The 17,979-nt window shown below is 65.3% G+C and carries 18 protein-coding genes; 7 read left to right on the top strand and 11 right to left on the bottom strand.

The genetic code is table 11. The annotated features are described in order from the left end of the window. The first annotated feature begins 76 nt into the window (after positions 1 to 76). Positions 77 to 1,267: a DUF2865 domain-containing protein gene (locus QSV46_RS02055; RefSeq protein WP_314945525.1), complete on the top strand. Its 1,191-nt coding sequence runs from the start codon at positions 77 to 79 to the stop codon at positions 1,265 to 1,267. A 162-nt stretch (positions 1,268 to 1,429) separates the two neighbouring features. Here QSV46_RS02055 and QSV46_RS02050 read toward each other — a convergent pair whose 3' ends face one another. The 3 genes from QSV46_RS02050 to QSV46_RS02040 are packed head-to-tail and all read right to left on the bottom strand — an operon-like array spanning position 1,430 to position 4,954. Beyond that, positions 1,430 to 3,187, bottom strand: coding sequence for an NAD+ synthase (locus tag QSV46_RS02050; RefSeq protein WP_314945522.1), 1,758 nt, complete (start codon positions 3,185 to 3,187; stop codon positions 1,430 to 1,432). A 20-nt stretch (positions 3,188 to 3,207) separates the two neighbouring features. Next, entirely contained in the window at positions 3,208 to 3,561 is a 354-nt protein-coding gene (locus QSV46_RS02045; RefSeq protein WP_314945520.1) for a diacylglycerol kinase, read from the bottom strand. A 4-nt stretch (positions 3,562 to 3,565) separates the two neighbouring features. Continuing rightward, entirely contained in the window at positions 3,566 to 4,954 is a 1,389-nt protein-coding gene (locus tag QSV46_RS02040; protein WP_314945518.1) for a class II 3-deoxy-7-phosphoheptulonate synthase, read from the bottom strand. Between the two features lie 181 nt (positions 4,955 to 5,135). Between QSV46_RS02040 and QSV46_RS02035 the strand changes: the two genes are divergently transcribed. Next, positions 5,136 to 6,032 (top strand): alpha/beta fold hydrolase, encoded by an 897-nt coding sequence (locus tag QSV46_RS02035; protein ID WP_314945516.1) that lies wholly within the window; start codon positions 5,136 to 5,138, stop codon positions 6,030 to 6,032. A gap of 6 nt (positions 6,033 to 6,038) precedes the next feature. On the opposite strand, the gene QSV46_RS02030 is transcribed toward QSV46_RS02035, so the two are convergent. Next, positions 6,039 to 6,302, bottom strand: a complete 264-nt coding sequence (locus tag QSV46_RS02030) for a hypothetical protein (RefSeq protein WP_314945514.1) — start codon at positions 6,300 to 6,302, stop codon at positions 6,039 to 6,041. Between the two features lie 187 nt (positions 6,303 to 6,489). Beyond that, entirely contained in the window at positions 6,490 to 7,974 is a 1,485-nt protein-coding gene (locus QSV46_RS02025; protein WP_314946465.1) for an aldehyde dehydrogenase family protein, read from the bottom strand. 114 nt (positions 7,975 to 8,088) lie between these two features. Between QSV46_RS02025 and QSV46_RS02020 the strand changes: the two genes are divergently transcribed. Then, entirely contained in the window at positions 8,089 to 9,171 is a 1,083-nt protein-coding gene (locus QSV46_RS02020) for a substrate-binding domain-containing protein (protein WP_314945512.1), read from the top strand. A 33-nt stretch (positions 9,172 to 9,204) separates the two neighbouring features. On the opposite strand, the gene QSV46_RS02015 is transcribed toward QSV46_RS02020, so the two are convergent. Then, complete coding sequence (locus QSV46_RS02015; protein ID WP_314945510.1) at positions 9,205 to 9,783, bottom strand: hypothetical protein; 579 nt, start codon at positions 9,781 to 9,783, stop codon at positions 9,205 to 9,207. Positions 9,784 to 9,943: 160 nt separating this feature from the next. Between QSV46_RS02015 and QSV46_RS02010 the strand changes: the two genes are divergently transcribed. After that, on the top strand, positions 9,944 to 10,882 hold the full coding sequence (locus QSV46_RS02010; protein ID WP_314945509.1) for a LysR family transcriptional regulator: 939 nt from the start codon (positions 9,944 to 9,946) through the stop codon (positions 10,880 to 10,882). A 70-nt stretch (positions 10,883 to 10,952) separates the two neighbouring features. Here the strand turns inward: QSV46_RS02010 and QSV46_RS02005 are convergent, their stop codons facing one another. From QSV46_RS02005 to QSV46_RS01990, 4 genes are read right to left on the bottom strand one after another with little or no spacing between them, the layout of a single operon-like run. After that, positions 10,953 to 11,537: a TIGR00645 family protein gene (locus QSV46_RS02005; RefSeq protein WP_314945506.1), complete on the bottom strand. Its 585-nt coding sequence runs from the start codon at positions 11,535 to 11,537 to the stop codon at positions 10,953 to 10,955. 33 nt (positions 11,538 to 11,570) lie between these two features. Further along, positions 11,571 to 12,209: a TerC family protein gene (locus QSV46_RS02000; protein WP_314945503.1), complete on the bottom strand. Its 639-nt coding sequence runs from the start codon at positions 12,207 to 12,209 to the stop codon at positions 11,571 to 11,573. Positions 12,210 to 12,215: 6 nt separating this feature from the next. Continuing rightward, positions 12,216 to 12,569, bottom strand: a complete 354-nt coding sequence (locus tag QSV46_RS01995) for a hypothetical protein (protein ID WP_314945501.1) — start codon at positions 12,567 to 12,569, stop codon at positions 12,216 to 12,218. Next, complete coding sequence (locus QSV46_RS01990) at positions 12,566 to 13,045, bottom strand: TerB family tellurite resistance protein (RefSeq protein ID WP_314945498.1); 480 nt, start codon at positions 13,043 to 13,045, stop codon at positions 12,566 to 12,568. The genes QSV46_RS01995 and QSV46_RS01990 overlap by 4 nt, the downstream gene beginning before the upstream one ends. Before the next feature lie 508 nt (positions 13,046 to 13,553). On the opposite strand from QSV46_RS01990, the gene QSV46_RS01985 reads away from it, so the two are divergent. Continuing rightward, a complete protein-coding gene (locus tag QSV46_RS01985) occupies positions 13,554 to 15,020 on the top strand; it encodes a PLP-dependent aminotransferase family protein (RefSeq protein ID WP_314945495.1) in 1,467 nt (488 codons plus the stop codon). A 74-nt stretch (positions 15,021 to 15,094) separates the two neighbouring features. After that, positions 15,095 to 15,724 carry an FMN-binding negative transcriptional regulator gene (locus QSV46_RS01980; protein WP_314945493.1) on the top strand — a complete coding sequence of 210 codons (630 nt, stop codon included), beginning with the start codon at positions 15,095 to 15,097 and terminating at the stop codon, positions 15,722 to 15,724. On the opposite strand, the gene nhaA is transcribed toward QSV46_RS01980, so the two are convergent. Continuing rightward, a complete protein-coding gene (gene nhaA, locus QSV46_RS01975) occupies positions 15,721 to 16,956 on the bottom strand; it encodes a Na+/H+ antiporter NhaA (RefSeq protein WP_314945490.1) in 1,236 nt (411 codons plus the stop codon). The genes QSV46_RS01980 and nhaA overlap by 4 nt on opposite strands. A gap of 190 nt (positions 16,957 to 17,146) precedes the next feature. On the opposite strand from nhaA, the gene QSV46_RS01970 reads away from it, so the two are divergent. Next, the gene (locus QSV46_RS01970; RefSeq protein ID WP_314945489.1) at positions 17,147 to 17,974 is read left to right on the top strand and encodes a class II glutamine amidotransferase; all 828 of its coding nucleotides are present in this window, start codon (positions 17,147 to 17,149) and stop codon (positions 17,972 to 17,974) included. The last annotated feature ends 5 nt before the right edge of the window (positions 17,975 to 17,979 follow it).

Genomic DNA, 17,979 nt, shown 5'->3' with positions numbered 1-17,979 from the left:
GGAAGCGGCTATTGGAGGGCGCGCTTCGGCCCCCAAGTCACCTTGGAAAGTCACGCTGGGCCGTGACCTCGCTAGAATGGCGGATATGCCTGAATTTTTGTCTTTCTCCCGTGCCCGCTCCATCCTTGCCTGCACCGTGCTCCTCGGCACCGTCGTGCTCGCCAACGGCGCTTTCGCACAGGCCGGCCCGCCCGCACCGCCGCCTCAGCCCGGCCAGAACGGACTTGGGCCAAACCCGATGTGCTCGCGACTGGAAGGCCAGCTCGCGGCGCTCGATCGTGGCGGCGGCGGTGACCCCGCGCGCGAGGACCAGATCCGCCGCTACCAGGATTCCCAGGCCAAACAGCAGGCCGAACTCGACCGCGTCACCATGCAGGCCAAGCGCATGGGCTGCGATTCCTCCGGCTTCTTCTCGCTGTTCAACGGCCAATCGGCGCAATGCGGCCCGGTCAACACCCAGATCCAGCAGATGCGCGCCAATCTGGACCAGATCACCGGCAATCTCGAACGCCTGCGCGGCGGTGCCGGCGGCTTCAGCCCGGAGCGCGACAACCAGCGCCGCTCGGTGCTGGCGGCGCTGGCGCAGAACAACTGCGGCCCGCAATATGCCAACGCCGCGCAATCGCAAGGCGGTGGCAACTTCCTGAGCAATCTGTTCGGCGGCAACAACGCGGGCAATCCGCAAGGCGTGCCGCCCTCCGATCTCGGCCCGCAATCCGGCACTTACCGCACCGTATGCGTGCGCACCTGCGACGGCGCCTATTTCCCGGTCTCGTTCGCGACAGTGCCCGCGCGCTTCCCCGACGACGAGAAGACCTGCAAGGCGCTGTGCCCGGCCGCGGAAGCCTCGCTCTACACCTATCGCAATCCCGGCGAGGACATGAACTCCGCGGTCTCCGTCGGCGGCCAGCCCTATACGGCGCTGCCGACCGCGTTCAAATTCCGCAGCGAGTTCAACCCGTCGTGCTCCTGCAAGGCCGCCGGTCAGAGCTGGGCCGACGCGCTGAAATCGGTCGACGACAAGGCTGCCGCCGAACAGCAGGGCGACATCATCGTCACCGAGGAGAGCGCCAGGAAGATGCAGCAGCAGCGGCTCAGCAAGGGCGCGCCTGCAACGACGGCGAAGAAGGGCGCGGCTCCGGCGCCGACGACAGCCACTGCACCGGCTGCGACGCCGCCTGCGGATACCGGCACGCCTGCGACCTCATCCGAGAACAAGCCGATCCGCTCGGTCGGGCCGAGCTTCCTGCCGCAGCAGCAGAAGTAAGGCGCATCCTCCGCCGTCATGCCCCGCGAAGGTGGGGCATCCAGCACTCCGGGGCAGCAGTTGTGTGCAAAAGCACCGCCGCGGCGTACTGGATCATCCGCCTTCGCGATGATGACAGCGCGTTGAATGGAGAAAGTCCGCTTCGCCACACAACGCGCCGCCCTACCCCTCGAACGCGTCGATCGACGCTTTGCTCCCGCGCGACACCAGCGTCTCGTCCGGCGCAGCCAGCGGCTCGCCCTTGTCGCGAAAGCGGTTGGTGATGGGATAGCGGCGGTCGCGGCCGAAGTTCCTGGCCGTCACCTTCACGCCCGGTGCGGCCTGGCGGCGCTTGTATTCGGCGACGTTGAGCAGATGGTCGATGCGGGTGACCGTCTCGCGGTCGAAGCCGGCGGCAATGATCCTGTCCAGCGGCTCCTCGCGTTCGATGAGACGCTGCAGAATAGCATCGAGCACGTCGTAAGGCGGCAACGAATCCTGATCGGTCTGGTTCTCGCGCAGCTCCGCCGTCGGCGGACGCGTGATGATGTCGGGCGGGATCACCTCGCCCGCAGGCCCGAGCGCACCAACCGGCTTCCAGCTATTGCGCAGCGCCGCGAGCCGAAACACCTGCGTCTTGTAGATGTCCTTGATCGGGTTGAAGCCGCCGTTCATGTCGCCATAGAGCGTGGCGTAGCCGACCGACATTTCCGATTTGTTGCCGGTCGTCACCACCATCAACCCGGTCTTGTTGGAGATCGCCATCAGCAGCGTGCCGCGGGTGCGGGCCTGGAGGTTTTCCTCGGTGATATCGGGCGGCAGATTCCTGAAGATGCCTTCGAGGATCGTCTCGAAGCCGGTCACGGCTTCCGCGATCGGCAGCACCTCGTAGCGGATGCCGAGATGGCCGGCGAGTTCGCCGGCGTCCGCGATCGAACTCGCTGCGGTGTAGCGGTAAGGCAGCATCACGCCATGCACCTGATCAGCGCCGAGCGCATCGACCGCAATCGCCGCGCACAGCGCGGAATCGATGCCGCCGGAGATGCCGAGCAGCACGCCGGGAAAGGCGTTCTTGGCGACGTAGTCGCGCAAGGCCAGCACGCAGGCGGCGTAGTCGGCCTTGTCGTCCTCGGGCTGCGCGGCGGTCGGCCCCGTGCAACGCCAATCGTCGCCATTCCTGCTGAAGCGCAGCGTGGTGATACTCTCCTCGAATGCCGGCAACTGCGCCGCGAGCGAGAGATCGCCGTTGAGCGCGAAGGAGGCGCCGTCGAACACCAGCTCATCCTGGCCGCCGACCTGGTTGAGATAGACCAGCGGCAGCCCGCTCTCGGTGACGCGGGCGACCGCGACCGACAGGCGCACGTCGTTCTTGCCGCGGGCATAGGGCGAGCCGTTCGGCACCAGGATGATCTCGGCGCCGGTCTCGGCCAGCGTTTCGACCACGTTCTCGTAGTCCTCGGACTCCTCCAGCCAGATGTCCTCGCAGATCGGCACGCCGATGCGCAACCCGCGCACGGTCACTGGCCCCGCGGCGGGGCCGCGCGAAAACAGCCGCTTCTCGTCGAACACGCCGTAATTCGGCAGATTGCATTTGAAGCGCAACGCGGCGATGCGGCCGCCCTCGAGCAGCGCGCAGGCATTGTAGAGCTTGCCCGCCTCGACCCAGGGCGTGCCGACCAGCATGGCCGGGCCGCCATCGGCGGTCTCGCGCGCAAGACTCTCGATCGCCGCGCGGCAAGCGGCCTGGAACGCGGGCTTCTGCACTAGGTCCTCCGGCGGGTAGCCGGCGATGAACAATTCCGGAAACAGCACGAGATCGGCGCCCTCGGCGACAGCCTGCGCGCGCGCAGCCCGCGCCTTGGCCGCATTGCCGTCGATGTCGCCAATGGTCGGATTGAGCTGCGCGAGCGTGACCGCGAATGCGTTGAGACGTTCGGTCATGCCTGTGTCCGATGCTGTCGCTAGACGAAACCCAGCCGTTCGACGATCGCAAGAATCCAGAAGGCGCCCGCCATCAGCAGCGCGACGCCCACCGCGGCCGAGCCCATGTCCTTGACCCGCCCGATCTGCTTGTCGTGATCCATGGTCAGCCGGTCGGCAAGCTTCTCGATCGCGGTGTTGAGCAATTCGACCACCAGCACGAAGGCGACGGCACACACCAGCTCGACTGCGCGCGTCGCGGTCGAGCCGATCAGCCAGGCGAGCGGCAGCGACAAGAGCAGCGCGAAAATCTCCTCGCGAACGGCCTGCTCCGAACGGAACGCAAACGCCAGTCCGTTGCGGGAATTGATCGTGGCCTTCCAAATTCGCAGCAAGGTCTTAGAGCCCCGCTGCGACCGGCATCGGCCTGCTCTTGCCGGCGCGCTCCTGCTTGAGCAGCTCCGCGATCAGGAAAGCCATGTCGATGGACTGCTCGGCGTTGAGGCGGGGGTCGCAGACCGTATGATAGCGGTCGTTGAGATCCTCGTCGGTGATCGCGCGGGCGCCGCCGAGACACTCGGTCACGTCCTGGCCGGTCATCTCCAGATGCACGCCGCCGGCATGGGTGCCTTCCGCGGCATGGATCGTGAAGAACGACTTCACCTCCGACAGGACGCGGTCGAACGGGCGCGTCTTGTAGCCTGACGTGGAGGTGATCGTGTTGCCGTGCATGGGATCGCACGACCAGACCACGACCCTGCCCTCGCGCTTCACGGCCCGGATCAGTCCCGGCAGATGGTCGGCGATCTTGTCGGAGCCGAAGCGGTTGATCAGCGTCAGCCGGCCGGGCTCGTTGTCGGGATTGAGCACGTCGATCAGCTTCAGCAGCTCGTCGGGCTTGAGCGACGGGCCGCACTTCAGGCCGATCGGGTTCCTGATGCCGCGGAAATATTCGACATGGCCGTGATCGAGCTGGCGGGTGCGGTCGCCGATCCAGATCATGTGGCCCGAAGTCGCGTACCAGTCGCCGGTGGTGGAATCGACCCGCGTCATGGCCTGCTCGTAGCCGAGCAGCAGCGCCTCGTGGCTGGTGTAGAAATCGGTGGCACGCAGCTCCGGATGGCTCTCGAGGTCGAGGCCGCAGGCCTGCATGAAGTTGAGCGCGTCGGAGATGCGGTCAGCCAGCTCCTTGTAGCGGCGGGATTGCGGCGAATCCTTGAGGAAGCCGAGCATCCACTGATGCACGCTGCCGAGATTGGCAAAGCCGCCGGTCGCGAAGGCGCGGAGCAGGTTCAATGTCGCGGCGGACTGGCGATAGGCCATCAGCTGGCGCTGCGGATCCGGCACGCGCGCTTCCTTGGTGAAGGCGATGTCGTTGACGATGTCGCCGCGATAGCTCGGCAGCTCGACGCCGTTCAGCTTCTCGGTCGACGACGACCGTGGTTTTGCAAATTGGCCGGCAATGCGCCCGACCTTCACCACCGGCACCGCGCCGGCATAGGTCAGCACCACCGCCATCTGGAGCAGAACGCGGAAGAAATCGCGGATGTTATTGGCGCCGTGCTCGGCAAAGCTCTCGGCGCAGTCGCCGCCCTGGAGCAGGAAGGCCTCGCCGGCCGCAACGCGCGCCAGCGCCTTCTTCAGATTGCGTGCCTCGCCCGCGAACACCAGGGGCGGAAATGTCGCAAGCTGCGCCTCGACGTCGGCCAAAGCCTTGGCGTCGGGATAATCGGGCACCTGTAGCACCGGCTTGCTGCGCCAGGACTCGGGCGTCCACCGCTCGGACATCGCAATCTCTCCGTGAAGCAAAAAGCACAACCTGATCTGTAGGTTGCGAGGGCCGCCTTATACACAGCCCGGTCCTCCGCCGCCAGTTGTAAATCCATTTCGCACTGCAAACCCTTGCGGGGAAAGCCGAATTCGCATTTGCTGTGGCTGGCGAGGAAACTGGCAGGACATTGGGCTGCCCATGGATGCGGCGCGCGACGACGTTTTCATCGACGAGATCAGCTTCCCGGCGACCGACGGGTATGCGCTCACCGGCAATTTGTTCCTGCCGCGCGGGACCAAACGCCATGCCGTGCTGATCAACTCCGCCACCGCCGTCCCGCGCAAAATCTATAAGGGCTTTGCTTCCTACCTCGCCCATCGCGGCTGCGCGGTCATGACCTACGACTACCGCGGCATCGGCGACTCCCGGCTGCCCGCGATGGTCGGCTACAACCGGCCGAAATCGCTGGTCGGCTTCAAGGCCTCGATGTCGGACTGGGCCGCGCAAGATGTCACCGCCGCGGTGCGCTGGATGCGCGAGCGTTACAATACCCTCCCCCTTGCCTATGTCGGACACTCCTTCGGCGGCCAGGCGCTCGGGCTGATCGCGAACAACAGCGAAATTTCGCGGGCCGCCTTGGTGGCCTCGCAGGCCGCGACCTGGCGGCTGATGACGTCGCCGGAAAAATACCGCGTCTATGCTTTCATGAATTTTGTCGGTGTCCCGCTCGCCCACGCGCTCGGCTACGCCCCGGGTTGGGCCGGCATCGGCGAGGATTTGCCCAAAGGCGTCTTCCTGCAATGGGCGGAATGGGTCTCCAGCCCGCGCTATCTGTTCGATTCAAAGCTGCCGGCACTCGAGAATTTTGCGAACTTCAAGGGCGAGCTGCGCGCGCTGTGCTTCTCCGACGACCCCTGGGCGACGCGCCCCGCGGTCGAGCTGCTCGCTGAAGGATTCACCGCGATCAGGCCGGAGGTGCTGACGGTGAAGCCGTCCGAAATCGGCGCCAAGGCAATCGGTCATTTCGGCTTCTTCCGCGCCGAGCACCGCGACACGCTGTGGCGCGGCGTCGCGGAATGGATCCAGGGCGAGTGAAGTCGCTTAGCGGATGATCGTCGTCAGAGACGAGTAACGCTTGTTCGGCTTCGGCTCGCCCGGTGCGAACTGCGCAAACGCTTCGCTGACGCGCTTCGCCGGCGGCGTATCGCCTGCGAATCGAAATTCCTTCGGCCGCGGCGCGTAGAGGCTGGCGCTGTAATAGGCGTCGTCGAAACGCGCCTCGCCGACGCCGAACAATGCGTCGCAGACGAACAGGAGCGCGTAGACTCCCGCAACCGCCGCAACGATCTCCCTGAGAACTGACATGGTGATGCCCCAACCTTTTGCAGGCAGGATGCAGGCTTGTTCCAAAGCCGAGGTTTAAGGCTGCAGCCTTCTTGTCGGCAGGGTTTGCCGCCCCTGAGCGGATTGCAGACAATTTTATCGATCGCAAAAAGAGAGCCCGCCTGACCAGGCGATCAGGCGGGCTCCAGGGTTGGCCGCTCGGGAGGTATCAGACGGCCAAATTCATCCACACCGCCTTCGGCTCGGTGAAATTGTCGACCGCGGCGGTGCCGTGCTCGCGGCCGAGGCCGGAGTCCCGCTCGCCGCCCCAGGGCAGCCGCACGTCGGTGTAGCCATAGGTGTTCATCCAGACCGTGCCCGCGCGCGCCCGCTTGGCGAAGCGCTGCAGCTTGCCGTTATCGCGGCTCCAGACGCCGGCGGCCAGGCTATAGGCTGTGCCGTTGGCGATCCTGAGCGCGTCGGCCTCGTCCTTGAACTTGATGACGCTGACGACGGGACCGAATATCTCCTCCTGCGAGATCCGCATCTCGTGCGCGACATTTGCGAACACTGCCGGGCTGATGAAATAGCCGCGGTCGCCGACCTTCTCACCGCCGGTGACGAGGCTCGCGCCTTCCTTCTGGCCGATGTCGACATAGTCGAGGATCGACTTCATCTGCTTCTCCGAGATGACCGGCCCGAGCACGGTCTTGCGATCGAGCGGATCGCCGATTCTCAGTGACTTCGCTCGCGCCGCCAGCCGCTCGACGACCTCGTCATAAGCCTTCTCCTGCACCAGCACGCGGGAGCCGGCCGAGCAGACCTGGCCGGCGTTGAAGAAGATTCCGGAAGCCGCCGCCTTGCTCGCTGCTTCAAGATCGGCGTCGTCGAAAATGACATTGGCCGACTTGCCGCCAAGTTCGAGCGAGACGCGCTTGAAGTTGCCGGCAGCGCCCTTCATGATTCCGCGGCCGACGCCGGGCGAGCCGGTGAAGGTGACCTTGTCGACGTCGGGATGATTGACCAGCGCGTCACCGACGACACGGCCCGGCCCCGTCACGACGTTGAAGACGCCCGCCGGTAGGCCCGCTTCAAGCGCGAGTTCGGCGATGCGCAGTGCCGAGAGCGAAGTCAGCTCGGCCGGCTTCATCACCACCGTGCAGCCGCAGGCCAGCGCCGGCGCCAGCTTCCACATCCCGATCATCAGCGGGAAATTCCAGGGCACGATCGCCGCGCCCACGCCGACCGGCTCGCGCATGGTGTAGGTCAACGCGTCATCGCGCACCGGCACGACGTCACCGCTGATCTTGTCAGCCCAGCCGGCGTAGTAGATCAGCGTGTCGATGGCGGCCGGAAAATCCTGGCGCAGCGTCGCGGAGATCGGCTTGCCCGCATCGATGGACTCGATTTCGGCGATCTCATCGGCGTGCGCCTTGAGCAGCTCCGCCCAGCGCAGCAGGATCAGGCCGCGCTCGGAGGCGCGCATTGTGCGCCATGGGCCTTCGAAGGCCCGGCGCGCGGCCGCGACCGCATGCTCGACATCGGCCTCGTTACCCTCGGCGACGACAGCGATGACCTGCCCGGTGGCGGGATTGAGGGATTTGAAGCTGCGGCCGGAACTCGCGGGGACGCGGCGGCCGTCGATGAGCAGATGCTGCGGCCGGCTCATGAATTCGGTGGCCGGCGAATGCGCAAAGTCATATGCAACAGACATCATATTTCCTCCTGTTCTGGTATGCCAGACTAGATGCTGTTTTAAGGGAGTAAATATGATATGGCCTGCAATTGGATGCCCCACAAATGAAGCGTAGTTCATAAGGAAGTCCAAATGCTTCAGATCGAGATCGAGGCCGTGTGGCGGTTTCGCCGCGAGGGCAATCCGCGCAGCGCCGTCATCATGCTCGGCGTCCTCAACGAAATCCGAAGGACCGGGAAGATCACCAGCGCGGCCAGCGACGCGCACCTCTCCTATCGCCATGTCTGGAATCTGATCGAGCAGTGGTCGGAGTTCTTCGGCACGCCGCTGGTCGAGACCCAGCGCGGCAAGGGCTCGAAGCTCACGCCGTTCGGCGAGCGGCTGGTATGGGCCGGCGAGCGCATGCAGGCGCGGCTGGGGCCGCAGCTCGAGAATCTGGCGCAGGAGCTCGCGAGCGAGATCAAGCCGTTCCTCGAGCAGCGCCCCGCGGTGATCCGCGTGCATGCGAGCCACGGTTTTGCGGTCGCCAAACTACGCGAATTTCTCGACCGCGAGCCCGGCATCGGCGTCGATTTGCGCTATGTCAGCAACCAGCATTCGCTGGTCTCGCTGGCGCAAGGGGCGTGCGATCTCTCCGGCCTGCATCTGCCGCATGGCGCATTGCGAGCGCAAGGCATCAAGGCGGCGCGCGAATGGCTCGATCCGCGCGAGGATCGCATCATCAGCTTCGTCACGCGCGAGATGGGGCTGATGGTCGCGCGCGGCAATCCGCTGCGCATTTCCTCTCTGAGCGGCCTCACCAATCCAAGGGTCCGCTTCGTCAACCGCGATCATGATTCCGGCACGCGTCTCTTGTTCGACCAGTTGCTCGCCGCAAACGGTATCGACGAAAGCAGGATCAACGGCGCGCAGCAGATCGAGTTCACCCACGCCGCGGTCGCGGCCTATGTCGCAAGCGGCATGGCCGATGCGAGTTTCGGCGTCGAAGCCGCGGCCCGGCATTTCGGCCTCGATTTCATCAGGCTCCTGACCGAAGATTACTTCTTCGTCTGCAAGCGCGCGTTTCTTGATACCAAGCCGATGCAGCGCATTCTCGAAATCATCCGCAGCGCCGACTTTCGCGCCGCTATCGCCACCCTGCCCGGCTACGTGCCGTCGGATACGGGCGCGGTAACCGGCGTGAAGGCATTTCTGGAGATGCATGCCGTGCGATGAAGCCTCATGATGCCCTTGTGTCGTGCGCGCCGCTCATATCACCGGCTCGTCCTTCAGTGCCGAGATCACCTGCTCGCCCTGCGCGGTCAACCGGTACGTCACCAAGGGACGGCTCGATGGCGGTTTTCGCGCGGTCTCGACGATGTAGCCCCGGACCATCAAGGCTTCGAAACTGCCGTAATAGCCGAACATGCTGATCTGGCTCTGCTTGAGCAGCTTGAACTCGCGCAACAGACGGATCTCGTTGCCTGACAGAAGCGACCTGCGCACGCGCTGAACGAACCGCGCACGCTGCTCAAACCAGGCCTGGTCGGGCAATTCGTGCGAGACCGGCGCCGGGTCGCGTTCGCAGGGGCGCGCCTCGACGACGGCATCAATGGCGAGCTGCGGCAGGCCTGGCATGCCGCTGACGACCGCGTCCTTTGCGCCGTCGAGCAGCGCGAGCGGCCAGCGCCGCTTGTTGTCCACCATCACCGGCGGCGGCACGACACTGTCGCGCACCAGTTGCTCGAACCGGCCGGCGGTCACGCCGACATAGGCGGCTGCGCGGCGCCGATCGACCAGACGCGTGTCCCGCGCGATCTCGGGCTCGCAAACAATGTTCTCGTCCACCCCGGAATCCCCTGGCGCCTCGTTGCGCAAGACATGGCGGTCCCGGCGGGACCGGCCAAGCCGGCGGCGAACCTAGGTGCGGCGAGCGTGCTCGAAAAGCAGAGAATTTCGCACATGTTGATGCCGTTTCGGCAACGGCTATAGTCGGCCCGGGGGTCCCATGCGATTTCACTCACCGGCCATCCAGTACTTCCACGCCGTCCGCCGCACCGGCTCGATCCGGGCCGCCGCACGTGTTTTGAACGTTGCCTCGTCGGCCGTCAGCCGTCAGATTCTCAAGCTTGAACAAGAGGTTGGATCGCCTTTATTCGAGCGCAATGCGCGCGGCCTGACGTTGACCACGGTCGGCGAGATGCTGGCCCGGCATGTCATGAACGTGCTCCAGGACCTCGACCGCTTCCGCTCGGACGTTGCGTCCCTGTCCGGCGCCTGGCACGGCACCGTCAGCATCGCCTGCATCGAGTCGCTCACGGAATCGGTGCTGCCGGACCTGATCGCCGCGCATCGCGGCCGGGCCCGGCGCGTCAGCTTCTCCGCCGAGGTGAAGGGATCGTCGGACGTGCTGGAGGCCCTCAGCCGCGGCGAGGCCGACATCGGCATCGCCATGGCGCTCCGCCATCCACCGGATCTGCGCCAGGTCGCATTGAAACGGTTTCGCCTCGGCGCGGTGGTCGCGCGCGAGCATCCGCTGGCGCGCCGCAAGACGGTCACGCTGGCGCAATGCCTCGCCTTCCCCGTCATCCACGCGCTTCCGGAGCTGTCGATCTATCATTTGCTCCAGCCGCTGATCGCGCAGCTGCCGGCGACACCGGAGCCGGCGATCCAGGCCAACTCGATCGACCTGATGCGCGAGCTCGCCGCGCGCGGCGTCGGCGTCGCGTTCCAGACCCAGCTCGGCATCAGCAGGCTGTCGCGCGACGGCCAGCTCGTCTTCCTGCCGCTCGACAATGCCGGCAGCCCGGTCTGGTCCGACCTCGGCATCTATATCCGCGCCGAGCGCACCCTGCCCGCTTACACCGAGTCCTTTCTTCAAGAGCTGGTGCGTGAGCTCGGTGAGCGCGAGCGGCAAGAGAACGCGGCGTATCCGCAGATCGCGTGAGGAATCCCGGCAGCAGTATCCCGACGCCAGTTTCGTCCGGACATCGGCGCCTGAGAGAGCAGATTGCCGCTCAGCCGTGGCCGTTTTTCTTGCGATGCCCACTCTCGCTGAGATGGTCGACCCAGGCGATGCCGATCGCGGAGATGATGAAGGTCAGATGGATCAGCACCTGCCACATCACGCCGCTCTCGGTGAAATTGCTGCGCGTCGTGCCGAGATTGCCGGCCTCGATGAAGGTCCGCAGCAGCGAGATCGAGGAGATGCCGATGATCGCCATCGCCAGCTTGATCTTGAGGACGCTGGCATTGACGTGGCTGAGCCATTCCGGCTCGTCCGGATGGCCGCTCAGGTTCAGGCGCGAGACGAAGGTCTCGTAACCGCCGACGATCACCATCACCAGCAGGTTCGAGATCATGACGACGTCGATCAGCCCGAGCACGACCAGCATGATCTGCTGCTCGCTGGCGTCGAACGAGTGCACGACCAGGTGCCAGAGCTCCTTCAGGAACAGCAGCACATACACGCCCTGCGCGATGATCAGGCCGACATAGAGCGGCACTTGCAGCCAGCGCGAGCCGAAGATGAGCTGGGCAAACGGGCCGATTTGCGGCTCCCGCGCCGAGAGCGCCGAAGGTGCTTTGGGTTCAGAGGTCATTGATCACTCCGGATTGGGGGCGGACTTTCCGCCTCAGAGACTCGCGATGACAGGCGCGAGTTCCAGCGAGCCGCGATAGATCATTTCAAAGGCGACGTAAACGATGATGGCGAGACCGATATAGGCGATCCAGCGCTGCCTCTGGAGCACGCGGCCGAGCAGATCAGCCGCAACGCCCATCATCGCGACCGACAGCAACAGCCCGAACGCAAGAATGTAAGGATGCTCGCGCGCGGCGCCCGCGACCGCGAGCACGTTGTCCAGCGACATCGAGACGTCGGCCGCGACGATCTGCACCGCCGCCTGACCGAAGGTCTTCCGCTGTGCCGGCGCAGCTCCCGGGCCGCCGCCATGGTTGAACGCGAGCTGGCGTGAATGCGCAGACTGCTCGCGCAGCTCGCGCCACATCTTCCAGCAGACCCAGAGCAACAGCACGCCGCCGGCGAGCAGGAGGCCGATCACCTGCAGCAGCTGGGTCGCAATACCGGCAAAGAGGATACGCAGGGCAGTCGCGGCGACGATCCCGACGACAATGGCACGGCGGCGCTGCTCGGCCGGCAGGCCGGCGGCGGCAAGGCCGATGACCACGGCGTTGTCGCCGGCGAGCACGAGGTCGATCAGGATAACCTGGAGCAGCGCAGTGAGCGCGTCGGCAGTGATGAGTTCAGTCATGATTGATCATTTTTTCGATGCGGACGGATCGAGCCAATGCGGCTTCTTTCGCTCGACCCAATCCAGGACCTTGGAGCGCGAGGCGCGCAGTGCGGGCACGTCCTCGGCGAGCAATGCGAGGCCGAGCGGCAGCATCCAGACGCCGAGCACCGGCAGGAAGGAGAACACGCCGCCGACCACGAGCAGCAGGCCGGAGGGGATTCTCACCCAGCGGCTGGACGGCTTGAGCAGGTAGGTGACGGCATCGCCCATGCGCGGCGGCAGACGATGGACGAGCTTGTCAAGACGCGGATCACCGCCGGCCAACTGGCCGGTGGTGCCCTCGGCTGCTGTCGTACGCTCGTCCGATGCTGCGCTCATGATCGCTCCTGTGCAGCGGCGCGCTGCTCAACGCCTGCACGGGCCGATGCGACCGGCTTTGCGCGTGGCAGCACCAGCGTGAGCAGGCGCAACAGCTTGATTGCCTGCACCTCGTGGGGATGCACGTCCTCGTCGGCGGCCGCGACGCGCTCCGAGAGTTCCATCAGATGGGCCGACAGCGGCATGTTGGAAACCGGACGAAGCGTGTCGATCACCACATTGGCAAAGTCCGGCTCTTCGAGTCGTTCCGCCAGCACGTCGAATATCGCGAACAGCCGCTCGTCGCTGATGTGCGGCGCCAATCCGCGATCCCGGATGAAGCGGATCACCTCGTCGCGCTCGACCGGCGACACGCACCGGTCGGCGACCGCGACCAGCGCACCGGCAATGACCAGCGCCGCCGCGGCCTGCTCGTTCAGACTGGACGGCTCGGTGATCTCGATTTCGATCGGATTGGAAGTGGTGGCGTCAGACATCATAGCTCCTCAAGCTTGCGAAATGACCGCGCGGAGCTGCGATGGGGACGACTGGTCGGAGAGAACTCGAGAGGGCCCGACGATCGGCCGATCCATCGCATTCGCGCGGGACAGGTGATCCGACATCACGAGGTTTGCCGACATTCGTCGGTGTCCTCGCCAGAGGGGCCCGGATTCTTGTTCCTCCGAGAAATAAAGACAGGCCCGCCGGAATCAAGGCGGCGCGCGTGCGACCAGCCGCCGCACGGAGTTCCGTGTTGCTCCCATGTCCCGGACGCACTGCGCTGCATCCGAGGTGCGCAACGACTGTTCGGGCCGAACTCGCATCAACCTCGTCATTGCCGGCCGGATTGGGACATCACGGCGCCCGGGTTCGGGGCACTCTGGGATCAGGGCCGCGAGGAGCATTTTTATCCCTACGGCAAGCCTACATCGCAACTCTCGGCGAACGGGATTAGAACCACGTTCGGGCACCGTCCGTTCGGACGAATGCCGGCCTGGATTGTGGATGATCGAGATGACGACGAAGACCGGCCGCATGGGCGCGCGCGAGATCTACGAGGCGCTGAGGGATCAGATCATGTCGCTGGTGTACGGGACGGACGGGCTGCTGCCGTCCTCGCGCGCGCTTGCCGGTGAGATGGGCGTGGCGCGGTCGACCGTCACCGTCGCCTACGAGCAGCTCGCCGCCGAAGGGTTCATCGAGACCCGCCACGGTGCCCGGCCGCGTGTGGCTCGCGCCGTCGTTGCGCAGGGCCGCACGCGCGCAATATCCCGCACGCCGGCGCACAAGATGCGGCTGTCGGCATTCGGCGAGCGCCTGCGGCAGGACCCGCCGCGCTGGACCGAGCCGCCGCGCGGCCTCATCGCGAATTTCCGCTATGGCGAGCTCTCGCCCTCGGACTTCCCGGTGCTGGTCTGGAAGAAAGCTGTGACCGCGGCGATGGCGCGCAAGCCCGAGCGGCTGGCCTATGACGATCCCTGCGGCGCGCTGCGGCTGCGCACCGCACTTCAGGGCTATCTGTGGCGATCGCGCAGCGTCCGCTGCGAGCTCGACCAGATCGTCGTGGTGAACGGCTCGCAGCAGGGTCTCGATATCTGCGCACGGTTGCTGCTCGATGCCGGCGACCGCTTCGTGATGGAGGATCCCGGCTACCAGATGGCGCACCATGCCTTTGCGGTGACGGGCGCAATCGCGGTGCCGATCCCGGTCGACGCGGAGGGCCTTCAGACCGAACGCCTCGACGGCATCGAGGCCCGACTCGCCTATGTGACGCCGTCGCATCAATATCCACTCGGCGGCGTCATGCCGGTCGGACGCCGGCACCAATTGCTCGCCTGGGCGCGCAAGACGGATGCCTATGTGATCGAGGACGACTACGATAGCGAGTATCGCTACGACACAAAACCGATCCCCCCGCTGCATGCGCTGGAGGGAAGCGACAACGTGATCTATCTCGGTACCGTCTCCAAGACGCTCTCGCCGACCTTGCGGATCGGCTATCTGGTCGTGCCCGCAGGCCTGCGATCCCTGTTCGCCGCCGCCAAGCAGATCATGGACCGGCACACGCCCCTCGTCGAACAGGACGCGCTGGCCGCGATGCTCGAAAGCGGCGCCTATGACAGACACGTCAGGCGCGTGCGCCGGCGCAACGCCGAGCGCCAGCAGGCGCTGCTCGGCGCGCTGCGCCGCCGGTTCGGCGATCGTATCAGGATCGAGGGCACGGCCGCTGGCCTGCACGTGGTGGCGTGGTTCGATGGTCTGCCGCAAAAACGTGAGGATGCGTTGATCCGGGCGGCCCGCGCAAAGGGCGTTGGCATCTATGCCGTCTCCGCTCTGTTCGACGGCCGCTCGACCGGCCGCGCTCGATCGCGCAAGACGATCGGCCTCGTCATGGGCTATTCGGCCCTGGAACCGGCCCAGATCGAACGCGGCTGCAAGCTTCTCGCGCAGGCGGCCGGCGAACTGGACTAGTAAAATCACCAGAAACTGGCAGTTTCTAACAGGCCAGATTCCGGCTATCTCCGACCCTGACACGGAGAGATGCCATGTACATTCCACCCGCCTTCAGAGACGACGACATCGAGAGCATCCGGGCGACCATTCGCGGTGCCCGCCTCGCCAGCCTGGTGACAGCCACATCCGAGGGCCCGGTCGCCACGCCGCTGCCGCTCTTCCTCGACGAGAACGAAGGCGAACATGGCGTACTGTACGGGCATATGGCGAAGGCCAACCCGCAATGGACGTTGCCGCCGATCGGCGACGCTCTCGCGATCTTCAGCGGTCCCGACGCCTATGTGACGCCGTCCTGGTACGAGGCCAAGCAGGAGACCGGCAAGGTCGTGCCGACTTGGAACTACGTCGCTGTGCATGCCTATGGGCCGGTCGAGTTCTTCCACGAGCCCGAGCGCCTGCTCGAGGCGGTGACACGCCTCACCAACAGGCACGAAGGCGCGCGCGCAAAACCCTGGGCCGTCGGTGACGCGCCGGCAGATTTCATCGCCGCGCAGCTGCGCGGAATCGTGGGCTTACGGATTCCCGTCGTCCGGTTCGAGGGCAAGCGCAAGATGAACCAGAACCGCCCAGAGGCGGACCGCGTCCGCGTCGCCGCTGGGCTCGCAGCGAGCGATGCCCCCAGCGATCGCGAGGTTGCGCCCCTGATTCCGGTTCCGGTCTAGTCTCCGTTCTCCTTGCGTTGGCGCTGGGCATATTCAGCCCCCCAACCAAGGCCGAGCGTCACGGAGATGAGCGAGCCGAAGAGAACGCCGAGCTTCGCGGCATCCAGCAGCTTGTCATCGGCGAAGGCGAGCATGGCGATGAAGATTGACATGGTGAAGCCGATGCCGGCCAGAAGGCCGATGAGACAGACGCCGGCCCATGACACGCCGGGCGCCAGCCGGCACCAGCCGGTCCGCACCGCGAGCCACGTCGCCCCGAACACGCCGATCGGCTTGCCCGCGCACAGCGCAAGGGCAATCCCGAGCGTCACGAGCTGAGCGTCCCCCGCGAGTCCCATGCTCGTGAAGCTCACGCCCGCATTCGCCAATGCGAAGATCGGCATGATCCCGTAGGCGACCCAGGGGTGCAGCGCCGTCTCGACGCGGATGACGGGCGGCACGATCTCCGGACGGTCCGATCGCACCGGTGTGATCAAGCCAAGCACGACGCCCGCAAGTGTCGGATGCACCCCGGCCATGAGGAAGCCCGCCCAGACGATGAACGCCGGCACGATATAAGCATACGCGGAGCCAAGTCCGACCCGCTGTAAGCCGAGCGCCATCACAACGCCGAACGATGCGACGATGAAGCCGTTGAAATCGAGCCCGCTGGTGTAGAACAGCGCGATGATGAGCACCGCAATGACGTCGTCGATGATCGCAAGCGCCAGAAGAAAGACCCTGACATTGGCGGGAATTGATTTTCCGAGCAGCGCCAGCACGCCGACGGCAAACGCGATGTCGGTTGCGGTCGGTATCGCCCAGCCATCGCTGCGACCCGCGACGGCGTTGAAGCCGAGATAAATCAGCGCGGGGACGGCGACACCTCCGAAGGCGGCCAGCACCGGCAGAATGGCCTGATCGATCTTGCTGAGCGCCCCCTCGTGGATTTCGCGGCGGATCTCCATGCCGACGACGAGAAAGAACACCGTCATCAGCCCGTCATTGATCCAGAAATGCAGCGGCCGGACGAAAGCGAACTCGCCGAGGCGAAGCGGAATCGTCAGGTTCCAGACCTCGTGATAGGAATGGGCAAAGGGTGAGTTCGCCCACAGCAATGCGACTGCCGCGGCCGTGAGCAGCACGATGCCGCTGATGGCCTCGACATGCAGAAAATGCTGAAGTGTCGTGAGCGCACGCTCGACGAGACCCTGGGGTTTGGAAAGCTCTTTGCCGGGCAGCTGATCGTTCATGGGCGCACGCTCTCAGCGTGGCGGCCCGACCATCGCTTGACCTGTCGCTGCCACATGCAGCGAGCACCCGGGCTCGTTCTACAGGGCCCGGGATTTAACGCAAGTCACTGCGCGTCTGCGTTGGGAACCACCGTCCCATCAGGTGTGTTGATGCATCTCAGCACGCATCCTTTGCCTGACAGGAACCCGCATGTGCCGCTGGATCGCATACCGGGGCGAGACCACCTCGTTCGAACCCTACGTCACTGAGCCCGAGCATTCGCTGATCGCGCAAAGCATCCGCTCGCTTCAATCCACGGCAGGTTCGAACGGCGACGGCTTCGGGCTCGGCTGGTATGGCGAGCATCCGGAGCCCGGCCTCTATCGAGAGACGCGCCCGGCCTGGTCAGATGAGAACCTGCGCTACCTCTGCCGACATCTGCGCTCGCATCTGTTCTTCGCCCATGTCCGCGCGGCCACCGGCACGGCCGTGACGCGGCAGAATTGTCATCCCTTCGCCTGCGGCCAATGGATGTTCATGCACAACGGCTTTGTCGGGAGCTGGAATCGGCTGCGCCGCAAGGTCGAGGCGCTGATCCCCGATGCTTATTATCCCTCGCGGCTGGGGACGACCGATTCCGAAGCCGTGTTCCTCGCCATGATGGGCGCCGGCCTCGAGGGCGATCCGCTTGGCGCAACGCGCGCCGTGCTGCAATCGCTCGTCGGCCTCGTCAACGAAGGCGGGCTCCGCGAGCGACTGCGCTTCACCAGCGCAATCGCGAATGGCCGTGATCTCTATGCCTTCCGCGTTGCGGTCAACGACGCCGCCAACACGCTCTATTATCGCGAAGCCGGCGGCGAGATCGTCGTCGTGTCCGAGCCGTTCGACAAGGAAACGGACTGGATTGAGGTGCCGCCGAACCACGCCCTGATCGCGCGCGCATCCGATAGCGTCAAGATTGTTCCCTTCGACCTTGCGATTTCCGGTAGCGACGAGGCGGAACCCGCCCCTCTCAGGCGGATTATTGCCCGCAGGTAATACGC

The organism is Bradyrhizobium cosmicum (assembly GCF_032290525.1).
In the GTDB taxonomy this organism is placed as follows: domain Bacteria; phylum Pseudomonadota; class Alphaproteobacteria; order Rhizobiales; family Xanthobacteraceae; genus Bradyrhizobium; species Bradyrhizobium cosmicum_A.
Note: the sequence above shows the minus strand (reverse complement) of the source record. Positions and strands in the feature narration are given on the sequence as shown.